Origin of the sequence: Devosia naphthalenivorans (assembly GCF_003056355.1) — a bacterium.
Classification (GTDB): domain Bacteria; phylum Pseudomonadota; class Alphaproteobacteria; order Rhizobiales; family Devosiaceae; genus Devosia; species Devosia naphthalenivorans.
Genome location: NZ_PYVW01000018.1, coordinates 76,032 through 94,766 on the forward strand (window position 1 = coordinate 76,032; position 18,735 = coordinate 94,766).

The 18,735-nt window shown below is 57.1% G+C and carries 15 protein-coding genes; 3 read left to right on the forward strand and 12 right to left on the reverse strand.

Annotated features, from left to right (window positions below; all coding sequences use genetic code 11):
- Positions 1-3: 3 nt before the first annotated feature.
- Positions 4-807 carry a 5-deoxy-glucuronate isomerase gene (iolB, locus tag C8264_RS18725; protein WP_108462514.1) on the forward strand — a complete coding sequence of 268 codons (804 nt, stop codon included), beginning with the start codon at positions 4-6 and terminating at the stop codon, positions 805-807.
- Positions 808-1,052: 245 nt separating this feature from the next.
- On the opposite strand, the gene iolG is transcribed toward iolB, so the two are convergent.
- Positions 1,053-2,090, reverse strand: coding sequence for an inositol 2-dehydrogenase (gene iolG, locus C8264_RS18730; RefSeq protein ID WP_108462515.1), 1,038 nt, complete (start codon positions 2,088-2,090; stop codon positions 1,053-1,055).
- 75 nt (positions 2,091-2,165) lie between these two features.
- Positions 2,166-3,827 (reverse strand): Na/Pi cotransporter family protein, encoded by a 1,662-nt coding sequence (locus C8264_RS18735; RefSeq protein WP_108462534.1) that lies wholly within the window; start codon positions 3,825-3,827, stop codon positions 2,166-2,168.
- A gap of 165 nt (positions 3,828-3,992) precedes the next feature.
- On the opposite strand from C8264_RS18735, the gene C8264_RS18740 reads away from it, so the two are divergent.
- Positions 3,993-5,015, forward strand: a complete 1,023-nt coding sequence (locus C8264_RS18740; protein WP_108462516.1) for a LacI family DNA-binding transcriptional regulator — start codon at positions 3,993-3,995, stop codon at positions 5,013-5,015.
- Positions 5,016-5,130: 115 nt separating this feature from the next.
- Here C8264_RS18740 and C8264_RS18745 read toward each other — a convergent pair whose 3' ends face one another.
- The 10 genes from C8264_RS18745 to C8264_RS18790 all read right to left on the reverse strand — a co-directional run bounded on the left by C8264_RS18745 (position 5,131) and on the right by C8264_RS18790 (position 16,906).
- The gene (locus C8264_RS18745) at positions 5,131-5,751 is read right to left on the reverse strand and encodes a dual specificity protein phosphatase family protein (RefSeq protein WP_108462535.1); all 621 of its coding nucleotides are present in this window, start codon (positions 5,749-5,751) and stop codon (positions 5,131-5,133) included.
- A gap of 226 nt (positions 5,752-5,977) precedes the next feature.
- Entirely contained in the window at positions 5,978-7,078 is a 1,101-nt protein-coding gene (locus tag C8264_RS18750; RefSeq protein ID WP_108462536.1) for an ABC transporter substrate-binding protein, read from the reverse strand.
- Between the two features lie 376 nt (positions 7,079-7,454).
- A complete protein-coding gene (locus C8264_RS18755; protein WP_162783765.1) occupies positions 7,455-9,050 on the reverse strand; it encodes a metallophosphoesterase family protein in 1,596 nt (531 codons plus the stop codon).
- The gene (locus C8264_RS18760; protein ID WP_108462518.1) at positions 9,050-9,667 is read right to left on the reverse strand and encodes a dual specificity protein phosphatase family protein; all 618 of its coding nucleotides are present in this window, start codon (positions 9,665-9,667) and stop codon (positions 9,050-9,052) included. Before C8264_RS18760 ends, C8264_RS18755 begins: the two co-directional genes overlap by 1 nt.
- A 21-nt stretch (positions 9,668-9,688) precedes the next feature.
- Positions 9,689-10,537 (reverse strand): inositol monophosphatase family protein, encoded by an 849-nt coding sequence (locus tag C8264_RS18765; protein ID WP_108462519.1) that lies wholly within the window; start codon positions 10,535-10,537, stop codon positions 9,689-9,691.
- A gap of 43 nt (positions 10,538-10,580) precedes the next feature.
- The gene (locus tag C8264_RS18770; RefSeq protein WP_108462537.1) at positions 10,581-11,390 is read right to left on the reverse strand and encodes an inositol monophosphatase family protein; all 810 of its coding nucleotides are present in this window, start codon (positions 11,388-11,390) and stop codon (positions 10,581-10,583) included.
- Positions 11,391-11,513: 123 nt separating this feature from the next.
- Positions 11,514-12,617 carry an ABC transporter substrate-binding protein gene (locus C8264_RS18775; RefSeq protein ID WP_245893380.1) on the reverse strand — a complete coding sequence of 368 codons (1,104 nt, stop codon included), beginning with the start codon at positions 12,615-12,617 and terminating at the stop codon, positions 11,514-11,516.
- 149 nt (positions 12,618-12,766) lie between these two features.
- Positions 12,767-13,876: an ABC transporter substrate-binding protein gene (locus tag C8264_RS18780; RefSeq protein ID WP_108462539.1), complete on the reverse strand. Its 1,110-nt coding sequence runs from the start codon at positions 13,874-13,876 to the stop codon at positions 12,767-12,769.
- 68 nt (positions 13,877-13,944) lie between these two features.
- Positions 13,945-15,117, reverse strand: a complete 1,173-nt coding sequence (locus tag C8264_RS18785; protein WP_108462520.1) for an ABC transporter ATP-binding protein — start codon at positions 15,115-15,117, stop codon at positions 13,945-13,947.
- Position 15,118: 1 nt separating this feature from the next.
- The gene (locus tag C8264_RS18790) at positions 15,119-16,906 is read right to left on the reverse strand and encodes an ABC transporter permease (RefSeq protein WP_245893382.1); all 1,788 of its coding nucleotides are present in this window, start codon (positions 16,904-16,906) and stop codon (positions 15,119-15,121) included.
- A gap of 386 nt (positions 16,907-17,292) precedes the next feature.
- Here C8264_RS18790 and C8264_RS18795 point away from each other — a divergent pair, with 386 nt between their 5' ends.
- A complete protein-coding gene (locus C8264_RS18795) occupies positions 17,293-18,627 on the forward strand; it encodes a phytase (protein WP_245893384.1) in 1,335 nt (444 codons plus the stop codon).
- Positions 18,628-18,735 lie beyond the last annotated feature (108 nt).

An 18,735-nucleotide genomic window follows, 5' to 3' on the forward strand; every position in this document is an offset into this window, starting at 1 on the left:
AGAATGGCGAACCAACAGAACCTGCGCCTCCGTCCCCAGGCGAAGACGGGCCTCGTTCATAACGTCACGCCGGTTTCGGCCGGCTGGAGCTATGTTGGCTTTGCCCTGCACAGACTGGGCGAAGGGGAAGTCACCGGTGGCGAGGCCGGTGCCAACGAGCTGTGCCTCGTCCTGGTCAGCGGCAAGGCACGCATTTCGGTCGACGGCGTGGATCTGGGCGAAATCGGCGAGCGCATGAGCCCCTTCGAGGGCGCGCCCTGGGCAGTCTATGTGCCCATGGGCAGCGAATTGGTGGCCGATGCCACCACGGCGCTGGAGCTGGCCGTATGCGCGGCGCCGGGCGGCGGCGACTACACCGCGCGGATCATCCCTCCGGGCACCCACCCCCGTATATCGCGCGGCACGGGCGCCAATGTGCGCCACGTCTACAACATCATGCCCGAGGACGACGGCGCCGCCAATTCCCTGCTGGTCGTGGAGGTGATCACCCCGCAGGGCAACACCTCGTCCTATCCGCCGCACAAGCACGACCAGGATAATCTACCCCACGAGAGCCAGCTCGAGGAAACCTACTTCCACCGCCTCAACCCGCCACAAGGCTTTGCCATGCAGCGCGTCTACACCGATGACCGGAGCCTCGATGAGGCACTAGTGATCGAAGATGGCGACGTAACGCTGGTGCCCCGTGGCTACCATCCCGTCGCGACCACTGCCGGGTATGATCTTTATTATCTCAACGTCATGGCCGGCCCCAAGCGCGTCTGGAAGTTCCACAACGCGCCCGAGCATGAGTGGCTGCTGAAGTAAGCCAGAGCGCCTCGCTCTTCACCAACCTGTCCACTCACGCGATGTCATCCCGGGCTTGACCAGGGATCCAACTCGAGATCATGTCACAGCCGCAAGGTGGTTCTTACAGCGACTGCGTGTGTAGCAACTCCCAGGACGGATCCCGGCCCAAGGCCGGGGTGACATCGTGGTAAGCCATAGAGTGCCAAGACCTCGTCCTTCGACAGGCTCCGGATGAGGTCCATCGAGGGATGCGCCCCAGGGGCTCACCGTCCCTGAAACACACTCGCATCGGCCAAGCCGCCGGTGATCTCGCTCACCTTCACGGCACGTCCCTCCTGAACCGATCTTACCGCCGCATCCGCCAGTGCCAATGCGATCAGGCCATCCAGCCCGCTTGGCTTGGCCGGTGCCTTGCTTTCCACCGCATCGATGAACTCGCTGATCTCGCGGGCATAGGCTTCGGTATAGCGCGTCATGAAGAAATCATGCAGCGGCGGGCGGGTATAGCCGGAGGCATTGGCGACTTCAATCGATACCGGGCGCTGATTTTCGGCCGAGACAGCTCCCTCGGAGCCGTGCACCTCTATGCGCTGGTCATAGCCATAAGTCGCGCGGCGCGAGTTTGAAATCGTGGCGTGCTTGCCCGAAGCCGTCGACAGCATCACCGAGACCGAGTCGTAGTCCCCGGCCTTCCCGATTGCCGGATCAACGAGCACCGAGGCCTGTGCGCTGACCGTGTCGATCTCCTCGCCCAGCATGAAGCGCGCCATGTCGAAATCGTGGATGGTCATGTCGCGGAAGATGCCGCCCGAGCGCTTGATGTAATCCACTGGCGGCGCACCCGGATCACGGGACACGATGGTCACCATTTCCACGTCCCCGATCTGGCCGTCATCGATGGCCTTGCGCATTGCCATGAAGTGCGGATCAAAGCGCCGGTTGAAGCCAACCATCAGGGTTGCCCCTTCCGCGTCCACCACCTTGAGACAGGCCTTCACCCGCTCCACATCGAGGTCGATCGGCTTTTCGCAGAAGATGGCCTTCCCTGCCCGCGAGAACTGCTCGATCAGATCGGCATGGGTGTCGGTTGGCGTGCAGATCACTACGGCATCGATGTCGTCTGACTGGAGGATCGTGTCCACGGTCCGGATATCGCAGCCATATTGCGCGGCGAGGTCGCTGGCCGCTTTTTCGAAAGCGTCGGCCACCGCAACCAGTTGCGCCTTGGGGTTGGACGTGATGGCTTTGGCGTGAACCTTGCCGATGCGGCCAGCGCCGAGCAGGCCGAAACGAACGGTCATTTGGAATCTCCTTGTATGGTATGGCGGTAAAGGGTTGCCTGATCTGCCTGGCCTTGTGTCCACGGGAAGGGATGGCTATCCGGCCAAAGGCGTGTGATCGGGAAGCAACCTGCTGGCGCTGGTGCCGCCTCGTTCTTCCAGCACGGACACAGCCACAGAGGCTAGATGAGCATTGATGCGCTTGAGATCACGCAAGATGTCGAGATGCATTGCACTGGTCTCGAGCGTCTCACTGCGCTTCTCTCGCACCCGCTGTAAATGCTGCATGCTTGAAGCTGCTTCGAGGAGTCTTACCTCCACCTTTGCTTCTGCCAACCGACGAGCGAGATCGGGGTCTCTGGTCAGGAATACCGATTGGGCGAGTTGCACATTGTTGAGCGTTCTAGCGTAAAGGGTCGAAATTTCAGCCATGCCTTCCGCGGAGAACGAAAGATGACGTGAGGACTTCTTGAGTGCTTGTTCACATAGACCTCGATGTACGATGTCTCCGATGTGCTCCAAGTTGATCGCATAGGACACGATCTCGTCTGACCGCCGCCGATCATCCTCCCCCATTGTGTCTCTATCTAGCTTTGCAAGATAGAATTTGATTGCTTCGTGAGAGGTGTCCACCTTGTCTTCAAGGTAGGCAAGTTCGCCTTTAAGGGCGGGATCAGTCTTCCTGAGTCCCTCAAGACTGACCTCCAACATTTGATTCACGAAATCGCCGACCCGCAATGCTTCACGTGCCGCCCCCGCTAGCGCTAAAGACGGACTCCCGAGAACCGTTTCATCTAGATAACTGTTTTGCTGACCCGCTCCTCGGCTTGCCGGCACGAGGAGGTTTGCTATCCGGTTCACGGGGGTCAGCAGTGGCAGGAAGGTCAGCAGAAGACATACGTTGAATCCAAAATGGACAACTACGGCAAGCATGCTGGGCTCTGAAATCAGCCTTCCCGCGGTGCTCGCTACAGGAGTGGCGAGGATGGTAAGGACGGTGGCCCCGAGCAAACGCACAAGTAGATTAGCCGCCGCCAGCCGCCGAGCCTCAGTCCCCTCTCCCGAGACCGCGAGCCAAGGGGGGACTGCTCCGCCCAGATTAGCCCCCGCTACCAGCACGACTGCAAGTGGCGTCGGCACAACGCCAGAACCAAGCAAAAGGGACACGAAGAGAACCACAGCTAGGCTTGATGATGATATGAAGGCAAGCATTGAGGCGACCAACAAGGCCAGAAGCGGCGCGTCGCCCAACGCCTTGAGGAGACCAATAACGATGTCGGACTGGCGGAGAGGATCTGTTACGGACCCGAGGAGCTTCAGTGACAACAACATAAGCCCGAGGCCCAGAATCGAGCGCCCGAGGCCTTTGCCACGGGCAAAGCGACTCCGCAAACTCGTAACCACTCCGATCAGGACCATAGCGGAACCGAACCAGTGCACGTCCAAAGAAAGCACTAGAGCAGCTACTGCGGTACCCACGTTTGCACCCAGCATCACGGCCTGGCCCATTTTCGGTTCAATGATGCTGCGACCGGCAAAGGAAGCTGTAATCACCGCAGTGGCCGTACTCGACTGCATCGCCAACGTAGCCAAAAAGCCGGAACCAGCTGCTACGATGCGGTTGCCAGTACCTTTCCTTATCCACTGGCGGAGCGAAGCACCGAAGGCACTCAAAACTCCAGTTTTGATGAGGCGCAACCCCCAGATCAAAAGAGCGCCCGCTCCCAGGAGATCGATCAACTGTATTGTGGATGTCATAACGAGGTCCGTGAGCGCAATGGTTTGCACGCGCGTGCAACATTGGGCTTTCCCATGTGAACAGTCAAGCGAGAGAAGTTGATGATCTCGGGGAAAAACGCTACAAGCCTCTGAGGCAACGTATCAAAGAAATTTGCACGCCCGTGCACAAAGCAAGAGTCGACAATGGAAGTTCGTGAGCGGAGCTTTGTAAAGGCCGAAGAGGTAGCCAAGCTGGCTGGCGTTTCGCGTTCAGCAGTATCGCGTACGTTTACCGACGGAGCCAGTGTGTCCGAGGTGACACGCAAGAAGGTGTTAGCAGCTGCTGAAGCTTTGGGCTATCACGTTAATCACCTTGCCCGGGGTTTGTCGCACGAGCGCAGCAACATAGTTTGTTTGCTGGTGTCCGATATTTCAACGCCGTATCAAGCCCGTATGATCGACATCGCGACCCAGAAGCTGCAGTCGATTGGCAAGATCGCTATGGTCATCAACACCACAGGCGAACCAGAAGGCGTGGCTTCAGCTATGCGTCAGACGGTCAACTACCGCGCAGATGCAGTTATAGTACTTTCAGGGACACCGTCGCCCTCGCTGATCGCCACGTGCTTGTCCAACGGACAGCGCGTTATTTTGATCAACCGCGACGACCAACTAAGCGGTCCCACCAATATTGTTGTGGAGAATACTTTCGCGGCGACTGAAGCGTACCATTTACTCAAGAGAGCCGGATGCGCTCGAATTGCGGTGGTCAGCTCTACCGCAGGCACACCAAGCCTGAAGGCACGTGAAGTTGCGTTTGTGGAAGCCGCGCGGCAGGATGGTCTAGACGTGCCAGTGATGCAGACCGGGCCCACTGGCTATGCCACCGGCATGGAAGCAGCGCGCCGCTTGTTCGGACGCGCGGTCACGCCTGATGGAATTTTCTGCGTCACTGATCTTCTGGCCATGGGATGCATGGATGTAGCGCGCAACGAGTTCGGGATGTCCGTCCCCGATGAACTTAGCATCATCGGCTTTGATGACATCGATCAAGCCGCTTGGATGTCTTACAACCTCACGACGTTCCGTCAGCCTTTAGATTCTATCGCTGACCACATTGTGCGATTGCTGGCTGCTGAGACTTTGCCCCAAGCAAAGAGCCCGACGAAGAGCTTCCAACCGATCCCCGTTTGGCGAGGTTCTGTACGGCCACGGCCCCCGCGCTGAAAGCTCTCAAACCGGTCAGCCACTACTGCCATAAGAGCCTCCGCCTTGCTGTGTTCGACAACTCTGCGTCCTGAACACCAGGATAGGAAAGGCCCCTGCCCTGATTGCTATCAGATCAACAGACCGGCGAGTGCCGGGCCGTGTCGAGGAGGTCGATGGCAATTGATGCCTGCATGGCCGCTTCGATAAGGGTCGGCTTCGGAGTCTCGAACCACTCATCTTCGCGAAGCTCTCGCTTCGATCTAATATGAGCCAGTGCAACACCGAAGGTCGGAAACAGATGTGGCTGGTTCTTGGTCAAATACAGGGCAACTAGAGCGACGGAGCGGCTCCGGCCACTTCGGCAATGAACCAGCACATTCCCCCGCTCGCGATTGGGATAGGTCTTTCGTTCCGGCAGTCGCTGCTTGAGCGCTCCATCCAGGATATAATACCCCGCCATCATCATGCGAGATGGGTTACCTTCGCCGTCTATCAGGCCGACTTTGTAGGAACGAACTGCGCCGTGCCCTACAGCTACCTTGCCGGGTTCCGCTTCTTGCTCTGCTTCCACTACATAGTTGAAGTCGATATTAACGGCGCAGTTAACGACCGTAAAAATCCCATTTTCCTTGAGCAGGTTGAGATCACGTGCGCCATCGGAGCCACCGATAAATAGAGACACCCGGTCATCGCCGACCTCCGTAGCAATCAGGCTGATTGGAGGGCGATCGTAGCGAGGAGCAACCTGGTCCATACAGAGTACCTTCTTCTTCTCTAAAATTGACAACCGGTGCATTGCATCCGGCGCCACAACACGTTCGAAGCCGCCGGCACCGCGCAGCTAAGCAAGCCGAGATCTGGAACTTGCCCGTCCAATCCGGTGCGAGCATTGAACCCAGGATCACCGTCTCATCACAGCAACAAGCCGCTATCAGGACGGAAGCGTCCGGCGGTTCATCCGCCGGACGAAATCACGAGCACTAACGAGAGTAGTGGACGCGCCAGAAGTCCTGCCAGTCCTGACGAGCATCGTAATCGTCTTGTGCAGTTTCCATGGAGAACGCCATCAGGTCATCAAAATGCGCCGAGATGCCTGATGGTTCGTCATCCGGCAGCAACACCTGCGAGTTGGTCGAAATCTTCCCGTCCACTGCCTGGGGTGCTATTCCCTCCGCTGTGAGTAGATAGTGGATAAAGAGCTTTGCCGCATTGGGGCTGTCGGTGCCCGATGCAATTACACCCGGACCGGGATAGAGCCACCCTACAAACGGAACCATGTCCGTGCATAAGCCCAACTTGTAGCCTTTCGCTTCGTTGTCGCGGAACTTGGACACCGAGGTTAGGCCAAAAAAAGGATTTTGCTGACCTGGAGCTCCTACAGCGTCTGCCACGGCGGACGAGTCTCCCAGGAGTGGCTGGTTTTCAGCGTAAGCACGTACCCATGCTGCAGTGGCGCTCCGCTCGTCCGTTTCAAGCGGTGCGCCGAAGTATGACTCGTAGGCAGCCGCAATCTCAGCGTCGTGATGCATTTCCATCTGGTTGAACCAATCCGCGTAGTTTGGCTTCACCAAAGGATCCAGCATGGCTACTTTGCGCGAATACTCCGGTTCCGTGAGCTGCCAGATGTTCGCCACTGGACAGGTTTCATTCAACTCGGTGTTGTAAGTGAAGACGTGTGGATCGTTCACGATGACCAACGGTTCCCGCCATTCAGCAGCAATGTCAGCTTCCATATCTGGGGGCACCCAGCTTTCAACTATGCCACCGGGGATCAGTTCGGCTGCAACCGCCGCCACGTCAGCTGCCACTGAGACGTCGCCCAACACATTATTGGATTGGCTTTCCCGCATCAGCAGTTCTATCTGTTCAGCTTCGCTGACCTTCCGACCTTCAGCTTGCACTCCATACTTGGCAGTGAAGTTTTCTGCCGTCTCCACGATTTTGCCGGTAACTGCATACACGGTGATTGCAGGCTCTGCTCTCGCCGCTTCGATGAGTGCCTCTACGTTGAACGCCTCCTGCGCAGCAGCACCAGACATCAAAACACTTGCTGCTGAGGCTCCTAGAAACAGCGTTTTCATCTTAATCAAATTACATCTCCTCCGTTTGCATGGCCGCGCCAGCCACGCTCATTGTTTTTTCCGCAAGGACAGGAAGCTTTGGCTCAATAGCGCCTCACAGGCAGACACTCCCATCGCGCCTCCTCATGACGCATCTAGAATATGGCCAAACACGATAGTTCTGACCATGTGGGAAGAGCAGGTCCCAGCCTGAGAATAGCGGTGGAACCAACAGCGTCAAGCTATATTGCACGGGCGTGCAAATTTCATTTTGTAGGGATTTCGGCGCATCAGGGAGTCGCTCCATGCATATGCTAGGCATTTTGGAAGCAGCAATGCACACGCGTGCGCACTTATAGGTGGAAGCCCGCATACTGCACTTGCCTGCTCTAGCGATTTAGCCCGTGGAGTGGATTGATCGAGCCACCAAGCTGATGGAGAATTTGCCCGTTTTCGGCCCGATATACGAGCCGAGCATCACCATAAACGCTTGCAGTGCGGACCCTGTACTTCGCATGGGAAAACTGTGGGTGGCGTAAAGGCGGACCAATGATCGATAGAGTGAGAGGCGACGCGGCTCCACGTACTCCAATGCCAGCGCTCCTCCACGCCGCAAGCGGTACCAGTCTGCGAGTACATCCTGGAAGGGCACGTTCGGGACGCTATTCAACTCCACTCCTACTGCCGAAGCAACGTCCATCAGCGTCAAGCTGCGAACCTGGCACGCCAAATCGGTGGGCCACTCACCTTCCAAATACCGCTCGACAGCAAGCCGGCCTATGTGCTCGCTCAGGAAAGCGCCGTATGACTGCGTGCTTGTCAGCGCCCCGTTGACGGTGCTCTTCGTTTGCACCTCACGTCCGTAACTCTCGAATGCCATATCAAAATCAGGAACTAAGCCTAGCGGTACCGTCTCAACGTCAATCGTGCCGGGTGAAACCTCCACGACCTTATAAGCTGCTGGGAAACCCACCAGCGAAGGCACGGCAACATTGATCACGTCGTCAGAAGTGGCAATTCCATCGACGTGCCAGTGACCGCTGAAGTGCACGCCCAGGCGTGTCTCCGCTATAGCCTTCCGGGTCTCAACGCGGGGCATGCGGCGAATGAAATCGGATTGGCCGAGCAAGGCAAGTTCATCTTCTTCAGCGCTGGGGAGAGGATTGAGGACAGGATAATGTGAGAACGCCAAGAGCTGTTTTCCCAGTGAGCGGGCCCGGCGCACAACGTCGGCTATCCATGGCAATAAGTAAGGTTTGAACTGCAAGGCGGCATTCCAACCCGCCTCAGCGGCATCTATTGCCCCGCTCCGGGAAGCAGTCGAATGGCGGTAGACATTCGGATCAAGTGACAGCAACCATAGTCCCTCGACCGGCTCCACCAGGTACGATGCGTCCGTGACGTCCATTGCGGCAGCACCGTTGATGCCGGCAATACGAGTAGTGCGAGATTCGGCAGTGTCGCTGTGTCCAAACGGGCTTTCCCAGTGGAAGTCCGCCTCACTTCTTCTGTACCCAAGGTCGCCGAACATTTCTAAGTAGGAAGGGTATCCTTTGCAGTACATGGGGGGAGCAACGATGGCTTCAGGCATATCATGAGACAATGATGGATCGCTCGTGACCGTATCGTGATCACCGTCTCCACCCACATAGACCTTTGTGCGGTGACAGCCGTTCATGGCAAAAAGATCGTGATTTCCCACACAGGCGAAAAAACGCATGCCGTATCGGTCTTGATACTCGCTCAGCAGCTTGCGAGCGCAAGACACCGCATATTCCTGACCGTCGTCAGTTAAATCACCAAGTATCAAGACGTGCCGAATGCCACGCCTTACCACATCATCCAGGGCAGCCCGGAACGCTGGCACACTCTCATTGAAGACGCGAGTGGATGCCACAGTGTCGTCAAGAGACCGAAACGCTCCAGAGCCATCGCCGCGAGGATCGAACGATGTGTCATGCAAATGGGGATCCGCAATTACCGCGATCAGCACTAGGATGCTTGCCGGAGATCGGCCTCGATGTAATTGATCCACTTTGAGGCTCGGCGAGCAGCCTCAATCAGCATCGGTTTGGGTGCTTCGAACCATTCGTCCTGCCGTAACTCACGCTTTGTCCTCACGTGATCCAGAGCGCTATCGAGGGTTGGAAACAGGTTGGGAACGGTGTGGTGGAGAAAGAGGGACACGAGCACGACGGAACGGCTGCGGCCGCCCCGGCAATTCACCAGGACGTTGCCTCGCTCCCGCCGGGGATATGATGATCGGTCTGGAAGAATCTGTTTGAAGGCACCCTGGAGCAGATAGTACCCGGCGAGCATCATGGTTTCCGGATTGCCCGGACCGTCAATCAGACCTAACTTGTAGTATCTGATCGCCCCAGAGCCATGGCCGATTTGTGTCCCGGAGGCCTCCACCTGCGGCTCCATGACATAGTTCAGATCGAGATTCACAGCGCAGTTCACGACGGTCGATACGCCGTGCGAGCGGAGCAAACCAACGTCGCTCGCTCCATCGCTGCCGCTTATGAAGATATCAACACCGTATGGCTCTATTGCTTCCAGGATGCGGCTGATACGTGGGCGGTCGTAGTGAGGGGAGATGGTATCCATGTCAATTTGTCCGTCGTGATACTAGGCAACGCTGGAAGTGGAGCGCGAATCTGAGCCGCTCAGGTCGATGCCGGTAGCATGGCTCATGATCGACGCTATGCGCGGGGCAGTCGCCAGCACAGCACCCCCCGAGATCAACCCGCCACGGTCAAGGAAGGGTACCACGGCACCTCCCGCCTCTTCGACCAGCAGGAGGCCGGCAAGGCAGTCCCAAGGCTGCATGTGCAACTCGGCATAACAGTCAGAGCGGCCATCAGCGACATAGGCCAGAGCTAGTGCGCCAGAAGCACCCCGACGCACATTTGCCCCACAATCGAGCAAACGTTGAAGGGTATCGATGTACACCTGCTGGGGCACGCGACGAGACCATCCGAGCTCCACACATGCGGTGTTGGGGTCAGTGGTGACCGCCACGCTTATCCGTTCCCCGTTCAGCTCTGCCCCTGCACCACGTTGTGCGAAATACAACTCGTCAAGCGCGGGATTGTAGATCGCGCCCAGCAGGGTACGTCCCGCCGACACGTACGCAATGGAAATACAGAAGTGGGGTATAGCCCGGGCGAAGTTCGCGGTGCCGTCGATTGGATCGACGACCCACACGTTTTCGCCTGAATTATGAAGCCCCGTTTCCTCCCCTAGGAAACCATCCTGCGGGAACGCTTCACTGATGCGAGTTCTGATGTGTTTTTCGACGGCAGCGTCGGTCTCAGTCAAGAAGTCCTGCGGCCCCTTGAAAACGATTTGCCCTGCGGTGCGTCGTACAAATCCAGAGCGGGCGACTGCCCCTGCACTCTCTGCTAGTTCGCGGAGGAAAGCGGCGCGAGCGTCCAGATCGGCGTCGGCGGCCTTTGTAGCCAGTATCGAAGTCATAGGATATCCAGTCTGGATTGGTGCATTCGCATTTTGGACGCCATCAACGGATCGCTCGGCGTCGTTCAGAGATCTCGTTGGCCACGCGATCAAGAGTGAGGTACTGGCCCCCTGCTCCAACTGCGACGTAGCCTGGGTGGAGGTGCGCGGGAGCGCTTTCGGGCACCTTCCCAAGCGAAAGCGGCCGATAGCGCCCCCCAGCGTTTTTGAGGATCAGGACTGCGGCTGTGACGTCCCACGGATTGCAGCCGAAGCCCGCGGCCGCGTCGGTCCAGCCTGCAGCCACGTGAGCTATGCTCAAAGCAGCGCTGCCTGGACGTCGAAGGGTAGAAAACGTTTCCGCTAACTCACCGAAACTGGCTAGCGCTGCCTGCTTGCCGTCGAGGCGGAAGTCTCGAGACACAGGATAGCCGGTTATCAACGTCGCATGTGCTTCTTCAGGAATAGCGCTTGATCGAAGAGGTTCGTCATTTAACCAAGCACCGGAAAGGTCCGCGGAGAATAGGTGCCCTGCGACCGGATCGTAGATAACACCGGCAACTACTTCATCATCGATCACGGCGCCTATGGAAACACACCAGAAGGCGAGGCCCCTGGCAAAATTGGATGTGCCGTCGATTGGATCAACGTACCAGTTGACGCGACCATTCCCTATGCTTCCGCCTTCCTCACCCAGCAGGGTAGAGTCCGGCACTTCGCGCATTATGTACTCACGGATGGCAACTTCGGACTGCTTGTCATGGACGGTCACGATGTCGTGCAGGTCAACCTTGTAGTCGACCGTCATGTTGGAGCGGAATGCCGCTTTCAACGGATCACCCACAAGAAGGGCCGCACTCCTGGCGATTTGCATCAGGGCATTGGACTCTGCATGCCGCGTGGGCAGCGATGGGGCTTTCGGTACTGACATAGCTTTTCCAGGGTTTCGGGTGGCGCCCCCTTTGGGGGGCGCCTTACGATGGGTGGAGGCCCACCGTTATTTGCTGTAGTTGATGGTCCAAAGATCTTGCCAATCCTGGCGGGTCTCCCAGTCATCGATGCCGGTGCTGAGATCATACGGGAACAGCGCGTCAAGGCTGTTAGCTATGCCCGACGGCTCATCGTCAGGAATTTTCACGTCTATGTTGGTGGAGATCTTGCCATCAGCTACCTGAGGGGCAATGCCCTCTTCGGTTAGGATATAGTGAACAAAGAGACGGGCAGCGTTGGGACTGTCAGTTTTAGCTGAGATCAGGGCGAGCTTGAGATAGGTCCAGCCGACCCAAGGCTTGATGTCCTCGCACAAACCAAGTTTGTAGCCTTTGTCTTCGTTGTCGCGGAATTTCGCGGAGCTCATCAGCCCGAAAAACGGCTCTGCCTGTCCTGGCGCACCGACTGCATCCGAGGCAGGATCATCGCCATCGGTAACAAGCGGCCCGTTTGCGGCCAGTCCCTTTACCCATTGTTTGGTTGCGCTCTCAGAGCTGGTGTCGAGATCTTTGCCAAAGTGATCCTTGTATGCGGCCGCAAGTTCCGCATCAGCGTGCCGCTCCATTTGGTTGAACCAATCGGTGTAGGTGCCTTTGGTCAAAGGATCGACGAACGCCACCTTGCCATACCAATTCGGCTCGGTCAGTTCCCAGACGTTCGAGACCGGGCAGCTGTCGTAGGCCTCAGTGTTGTATGTCCACACGTTTGCATTGGTCGAAACCGCCAGTGGATTGCGGTACTGTTTTGGCACCTTGTCGGTAAGATCAGTCGGGATCCAGCTTTCCACGAAACCTTGGGGCATGAGCTGAGAGAGAGCAGCGGGTGCATCCGTGATCAGCACGACGTCTCCGGCAACGTTGTCGGCTTGGTATTCGCGAATGATCATCTCCAGCTGAGCATTCGCAGATACTTTCTGGCCGGTCGCCGACACGCCGTATTTCGCGGTAAATGCCTCAGCCATGTCGACGATCTTGCCGGTACTATCGTAGATCGTGATCGGTGGCTCCGCCTTGGCAGCTTCGATCATGGCATCAAGATCAAATTCCTGCGCCGCTAGAGGCAGGGTAAGTGCCAATAGCGCGATCCCGGTTCCGGATAGCATGCGCCTCATCGTGGTTCTCATGTTACTCTCCTCCTTGGTGCCACCTTCCGTGGCTTTCATCCCGCTCGCGCGGTATTTGATAGGCGGTGCATTTCCACTGCAGTCAGACAGCTCTGAGTCTTGAACTGGGTTGAGCGCCACTATGCCGCCCTTTGCTCTCAGCGTGAGTAGTTCAGCTGCCAGAAATCCTGCCAATCCTGGCGCGTTTCCCAGTCGTCGATTACCGTCGACATGTTGTAGGCAAGGAGGTGATCCCAGACCTTGGCGACGCCCGACGGCTCGCTGCTGGGCAACCCCACATCGATGTTTGTGGACATTTTTCCATCCTGCGCCTGCGGGGCAATTCCCTCCGCGGTCATGACGTAGCGCAGGAACAGCCGAGAAGCGTTTGGGCTATCAGTTCCCGACGCAATCAAACCTATGCCTGCATGAGTGAAGCCCAGCCAAGGCTTCAAACCCTCGCAGATACCCAGCTTGAAACCGCTGGCGGCGTTCTCCCGAAACTTGGCCGCACTTACCAGAGCCATGAAAGCCTCTGTTTGCCCTGGCGCCCCTGCCGCCTCTGCGGCAGCATCATCGGAGTTGGTCATCAGCGGCGCATTACCTGCAAGTGCACGGATAAACGCGCGGGTTGCTGAGCCCTCCTCCAGTTCAAGAGGTTTACCAGATCGTGCCTCATACGCGGCGGCTAGTGCGGCGTCGCCATGCGCCTCCATCTGATTGAACCAATCAATATAGACGGTTTTGGTCAGGGGATCCTGAAACGCCACCCGCCCCCGCCACTCGGGTTCAGTAAGCTCCCACAGATTTGAAACAGGGCAGGATTCGAAAAGCTCTGTATTGTACGCCCACACCACAGGCGTAGTGACGACCGCTAATGGGTCCCGGTAGCCCTGCTCCACTTTCTCCGCGATGTCGGGCGCTAACCAGCTAGTGGCAAATTTTTGCGGTACAAGCTGACCTATCGCAGCGGGCGCATCCGAGATGATGACGACATCAGCCTGGACATTCTCGGCCATGGCCTCACGCACGACCATTTCGAGCTGTTCTGAGGCTTTGGCCTTCACGCCCGAGGCTTTGAGTCCGTACTTTGTCGCGAAGTTCTCGGCCATCTCCACGATTTTGCCGGTACTATCGTAAACGTTTATCGGTGGCTCACCCTTAGCGGCTTCGATCATGGCCTCGAGATCGTATTCCTGCGCCATCGCAGAACCACAAAGCATACTAAGGCTGATCCCAATCAACAGGGCTTGCAGCGTTTTTGTCATTTGTTCCTCCTCCAGTTCAGCGTTTTGGCTGACTTCCATTCGTATTGCGCAGGACGCGACAGCAGCCTCTAACCAGCAAGTTCCTTGAGCTTGGGCGCCTTGGTAAGGACGGCCTTCTTAGGTGTGCGCATCAGGCGGTCGGCCTCCTCTATTCGGCGGCCTGCAGAGTCAAAGGCATGTAATGACTTCGGCTTCGCCCAAACGGTGACGTCAGTGCCGACTGCCACTTCTGGAACCTCGTGAGTTGTTAGGAACAAGGTTCCATCACCGCACTGCAGTTCCAGAATCCAGTTTCCACCCGTCGGCAAAATGCCGGTAACAACGCCGGGAACTTGGAATACCTTTTCAGGCACGGGTTCACCTGCCTCGCTGATGTGCAACGCCTCCGGCCTCAAACCCACGGACCCTACCCCAGCCAACGACGGAAAATGCTCTGCCAGGAATTTCTTCATCGCGAAGGCGCGCTCCGACAGTTCAGGACTGCCGAGTTCCATGATGTTGATAGGGGGGCTGCCTACAAACTCGGCAACAAAGCGGTTTGCTGGTCGTTCGTAGATGTCGTCGGGAGTGCCCATTTGCTGAAGGGTCCCTTCGTTCATCACGGCTATAGTGGTTGCCAACGTCATTGCCTCCCACTGATCGTGCGTGACAAAGACGATGGTGGTTTTGAAAGCGGCGTGGAGAGCCTTCAATTCAGCCCGCATCTCGAGCCGGAGCCTTGCATCGAGGTTTGAAAGTGGTTCGTCCAAAAGCAACACGTTGGGATTGACGGCCAGCATTCGGGCCAACGCCACTCGCTGTTGCTGCCCTCCTGATAGCTGGGAAGGGTACCGATGGCGGTACTTCTCGATGTCAAGCACACGCATAACCGCATCGACACGTTGCTCCCGTTCCGCTTTGGGAACCTTGCGCAGGCGCAGACCGAAATCCGTATTCCGCTCGATCGTCAAATGAGGCCAAAGCGCATAGCTTTGGAACACCAAGCCCATGTGCCTGTGCTCCGGTGCGACGAACACACCTTGATTGATGGAATCGACAAGGCGGTCCCCAACCCGAATCTCTCCACCCGAGAGATTCTCAAGCCCCGCAATCATTCGGAGAGTTGTTGTCTTGCCGCACCCTGACGGGCCGAGCAGGCACATGAATTCTCCGTCGCCAATCTCAAGGTTGAGGTCCCTCACCGCATTGGCGCCCTGGCCGCCATAGCTTTTCTGAACATCGCGCAATTCAATAGTGGGCATCTCAGCCTCCAAGCCCTTCAGCAATATTAGTTTTTGTGAGTTTCTGAGCCGCTAGCGTGCCGAAGTAAGCCATTGCGGCAATGATCAGCACGACACCGTTGGCGGCCTGCGTGTAGTGGTAGTCAACCAGGCGCATCGAGAACGTGGTCAGAACGTCGGTGGAGGGAACCGCCAGGATCACAAACAGACTGAGTCCTTTGATCCCCGAAATGAAAGGCAGCAGGACACCGGTCACGAGCGAGCCTTTTTGGATGGGAATAACGATGCTGATCATGCGCCGGAACCAACCTGCGCCGGCGATCTGGGCTGCCTCTTCAGGGTCTTTTCCAAGCTGCATCATTGCCGAAATGCCGGCTCTCGAGGCGTACGGCATTTGATCAGCCATCAGCGCCAAGATCAGGATCGTCACCGTACCGTATAGAGCCGGCACTGGGCCACGGGGGACAGCGAACAGCGAGAGATATGCTGCAGCGAAGGCGATGCCGGGTACCAGATACGGCAGAAATGTAACCTGGCGGAGGAAGGTGGATAGCGGTCGCCAAGTTGTACGAACCACCACGTAGCCCACGAGCAGACCAAGTACGCCCGAGACGATGGAAGCACTCCCAACAATCCAGAGCGTGTTCCAGCCTGCTGCCCAAAGATCTGGGCTGAGCAAGATACCAGTCCGCAGAGCTACGGTCTCTAGGTTTGTGCCGATCCAGTAGTCTAGCGTGAAATTGCTGATCGCGAAGTTAGCCGGCTGCTTCATCACGGTGGACAGCATCAGCGTCAGAAGTGGCAAGCAGACGCTGATAACAAAGATCAGCAACGCGAACATGGTCAAGGGCAACCGCCACACGCCCAGACGGGTCAAGCGATTCATGGTCCCTTTCGAACCTATGGTAACGAAGCGACGGGCTTCCTTCACCAACTTGGCGTCAATCAATAGGGTCAGCACCCCCAAAGCCATAATTGAGCCGGCGATGACCGCCCCTACCCCGGTCTGCCTCGATGCAAGGTTCCGAAACAAGGATGTGGAAAGCACTTCGAACTTAACGGGCAGCCCAAGCACATATGGCACGCCAAACTCACCCAAACATTTGGCAAATATGAGCACAATGGCTGAGAGCAATGCTGGCCTCATCAAAGGCAGGATGATCTGCAAGGCCACATGGTGAGGTCGGGCGCCCAGCATTCGGGCTGAATCTTCGAGCTGGGAGTCGAACCGACGCAGCGCGCTGCCAAACAGCAGGATGATGAACGGGGCGTAGTGAAGTGCCAGAATGATTGTGATCGGAACTCGGCCATATGCCAGCCAATCAGGCGGAGTCAGGCCTAGAGCCTCGAACCAACCAGGTTGGCCACCTACCGTGCGGTTCTTGAACAATGTCGTCCAAGCAAGCGCGAAGGTCCAAGCTGGAAGCATATAAGGCACAATCAAAGCCGTGGCGAACCACTTGCGGCCCAGCATGTCAGTGCGACTAACCAGCCACGAAAGCGGGATGCCGACGACCATCGAAACAATGATCGCACTTCCGGCAACGGTTAGCGTGTTGAGAAGGGGGCGCCAGAATAGGTCCGTGGAGATCGCTGAAAAGAAAGTTCGGTTCAAATAGTAGAGCGTGCCTGCGCCTGCCTCAGCTGCGGTGCGCCGCTCATCGCCGAACTGCACAGAGACGGCCTGAAAGAGCATAGTCACGATCGGCGCGAGTATGAGGTAGGTAAAGACAAGCGCGATCACGATGCCGATTGCGGTGGTCGGCTCCCGCATGCTCACCCGAAGCGCATATCTTAAGCGATTGAGCATAGCGGGCCGCACAGCCGGTTGCGATCCCGCCCTGTCCAAAGATGTCGCGTCGCTCATGTCCGAACTCCGGATCTAGCGGTAGCCGCACCGCCACACACAAAGGTGGTCACCAAGAAAACTCCTCCGAATTACTGACAGGCATCCGCCCGTAGTTATTGACGAAGCCTCCACCCCGCCGAGCCGCCGTACGTACTGGCCTGCCCCAATGTTTACAGATCGGCGCCAGCAGTCAACCCGCATTCGGCAGTTTTTTGCACATGCGTGCATCGCACAACATCTACGTTTTTTCGGCCTCATGAATTGACACCAGGTTTATGTCATGGCTTTCTTGCACGCGGTTGCATGGAGGATTGCAACAGCACCACTGAGGAAGATCAGTTATGAGAATGACACTGGCGCAGCGGCCAGTCCGCACTACATGGCTTCTATTGCTATCGTGCGTAGCCGCAACTCAGGTATCTGCCGCTTGCGCAGCGGACTGGAAAGTTCACGAAGTGCAGCCACAGCTGCAGACCACTGCGTTGACCGATGAGGATGCTGATGCAGACGCAGACGACCCCGCCTTTTACGTGGACGCCGTTGACGTGGATAAGAGCTTGGTCGTTGCTGCCGTGAAAAACGGAGGAGTGCGAGTGTATGCCTTTGATGGCAGCCTCGTGCAAACCATCCTGCCTATCGAAGATAGCCGGATCAACAATGTTGACATCATCTATGACTTTGATCTTGGCGACGGCTCTAGTGCCGACCTGGTGTTAGCCGCGGACAGAGGTCTGGACATTATCAGGGTTTACCGGATTGACACTTCGGCGAAAGAGCCGCTCACGGAAATCACGGCATCCGATGCTGCCAGAGCCTTTCCAAAGCGTCATTCCACTGACGGTCTAACTGAAGAAGACAATCCTGTTGATGATCAAGCAACCGTTTATGGTCTTACCGCTTGGCATGACAAAAAACTGGGCAAGGCCTGGGTTGTGGGAACGCAGCGACACCAGCCGGTTGTAGGCGTGTTCTCGCTTGAAGCACGCGAGGGCGGCACCGTTCGAGCTGTCTTTGATCACAGCTTCAGTGTTCCCACGGAACACAAAGGGCAGGATCTGTGGCAGGAGAGCGAAGAAGATCCGTTGGCTGACTTCAGCCCGCAGTTCGAAGGTTTGGTAATTGATCGCGTCACTGGAACCATCTATGCCGGACAAGAAGATGTGGGTATCTGGACCGTGCCGGTAAGCGGCGGAACACCCCTTCTTGCTTATGAAACTCGCGGATCGGAAACGTCTCCATTCTTCAACCCTGACAGCGTCATCACGCGCGATGTTGAGGGGCTGTCGATCTACTACGCCAGCACTGGAACCCGTTATCTACTCGCGTCCAGCCAAGGCAGCGCTCACGGAGAAGCTCCGGTGGTCGCTGACCCCCCTTTCGACGACAGCTTCGCGGTTTTCCGCATCGGCGATCCGCTAGAACTGTTGGGTGCGTTTCGCGTGATCGCGACAGGCGATATTGATGCGGTTCAGGAGAGCGACGGGGATGACGTCATCTCCGTGGCGCTGCCGGGCTTTCCTAACGGCGTCTTTGTCACTCAAGACGGATATGCCGGGGACCTAAATGGACTGGACGGAGAAACTGATTCCACCAACTTCAAGTTTGTAGATTGGGCGGCGATCGCTAATAGTTTCGATCCTCCGCTTGAGATAACCCCGTCTGAATGGAATCCTCGAGACTAGGTCCGAAGCTGCTGTAGCACTTCATCAGGGACGACCGGTGGCCGCCCCTTTTTATAGCTCTTTGTAGCCGCGGCTCGTAGCCTTTGGGGGAGTCCGTGCCTGTTCTTA

What these genes read in the sequence shown, in the direction of transcription:
- C8264_RS18735 (WP_108462534.1), bottom strand. Translation starts at nt 3,827, where the DNA reads ATGACATCCACAATACAGTTGATCGATCTCCTGGGAGCGGGCGCTCTT.
- C8264_RS18760 (WP_108462518.1), bottom strand. Translation starts at nt 9,667, where the DNA reads ATGGATACCATCTCCCCTCACTACGACCGCCCACGTATCAGCCGCATC.
- C8264_RS18745 (WP_108462535.1), bottom strand. Translation starts at nt 5,751, where the DNA reads ATGGACCAGGTTGCTCCTCGCTACGATCGCCCTCCAATCAGCCTGATT.
- C8264_RS18780 (WP_108462539.1), bottom strand. Translation starts at nt 13,876, where the DNA reads ATGACAAAAACGCTGCAAGCCCTGTTGATTGGGATCAGCCTTAGTATG.
- C8264_RS18765 (WP_108462519.1), bottom strand. Translation starts at nt 10,537, where the DNA reads ATGACTTCGATACTGGCTACAAAGGCCGCCGACGCCGATCTGGACGCT.
- C8264_RS18750 (WP_108462536.1), bottom strand. Translation starts at nt 7,078, where the DNA reads ATGAAAACGCTGTTTCTAGGAGCCTCAGCAGCAAGTGTTTTGATGTCT.
- iolG (WP_108462515.1), bottom strand. Translation starts at nt 2,090, where the DNA reads ATGACCGTTCGTTTCGGCCTGCTCGGCGCTGGCCGCATCGGCAAGGTT.
- C8264_RS18785 (WP_108462520.1), bottom strand. Translation starts at nt 15,117, where the DNA reads ATGCCCACTATTGAATTGCGCGATGTTCAGAAAAGCTATGGCGGCCAG.
- C8264_RS18795 (WP_245893384.1), top strand. Translation starts at nt 17,293, where the DNA reads ATGACACTGGCGCAGCGGCCAGTCCGCACTACATGGCTTCTATTGCTA.
- iolB (WP_108462514.1), top strand. Translation starts at nt 4, where the DNA reads ATGGCGAACCAACAGAACCTGCGCCTCCGTCCCCAGGCGAAGACGGGC.
- C8264_RS18740 (WP_108462516.1), top strand. Translation starts at nt 3,993, where the DNA reads ATGGAAGTTCGTGAGCGGAGCTTTGTAAAGGCCGAAGAGGTAGCCAAG.
- C8264_RS18770 (WP_108462537.1), bottom strand. Translation starts at nt 11,390, where the DNA reads ATGCAAATCGCCAGGAGTGCGGCCCTTCTTGTGGGTGATCCGTTGAAA.
- C8264_RS18790 (WP_245893382.1), bottom strand. Translation starts at nt 16,906, where the DNA reads ATGCTCAATCGCTTAAGATATGCGCTTCGGGTGAGCATGCGGGAGCCG.
- C8264_RS18775 (WP_245893380.1), bottom strand. Translation starts at nt 12,617, where the DNA reads ATGAGGCGCATGCTATCCGGAACCGGGATCGCGCTATTGGCACTTACC.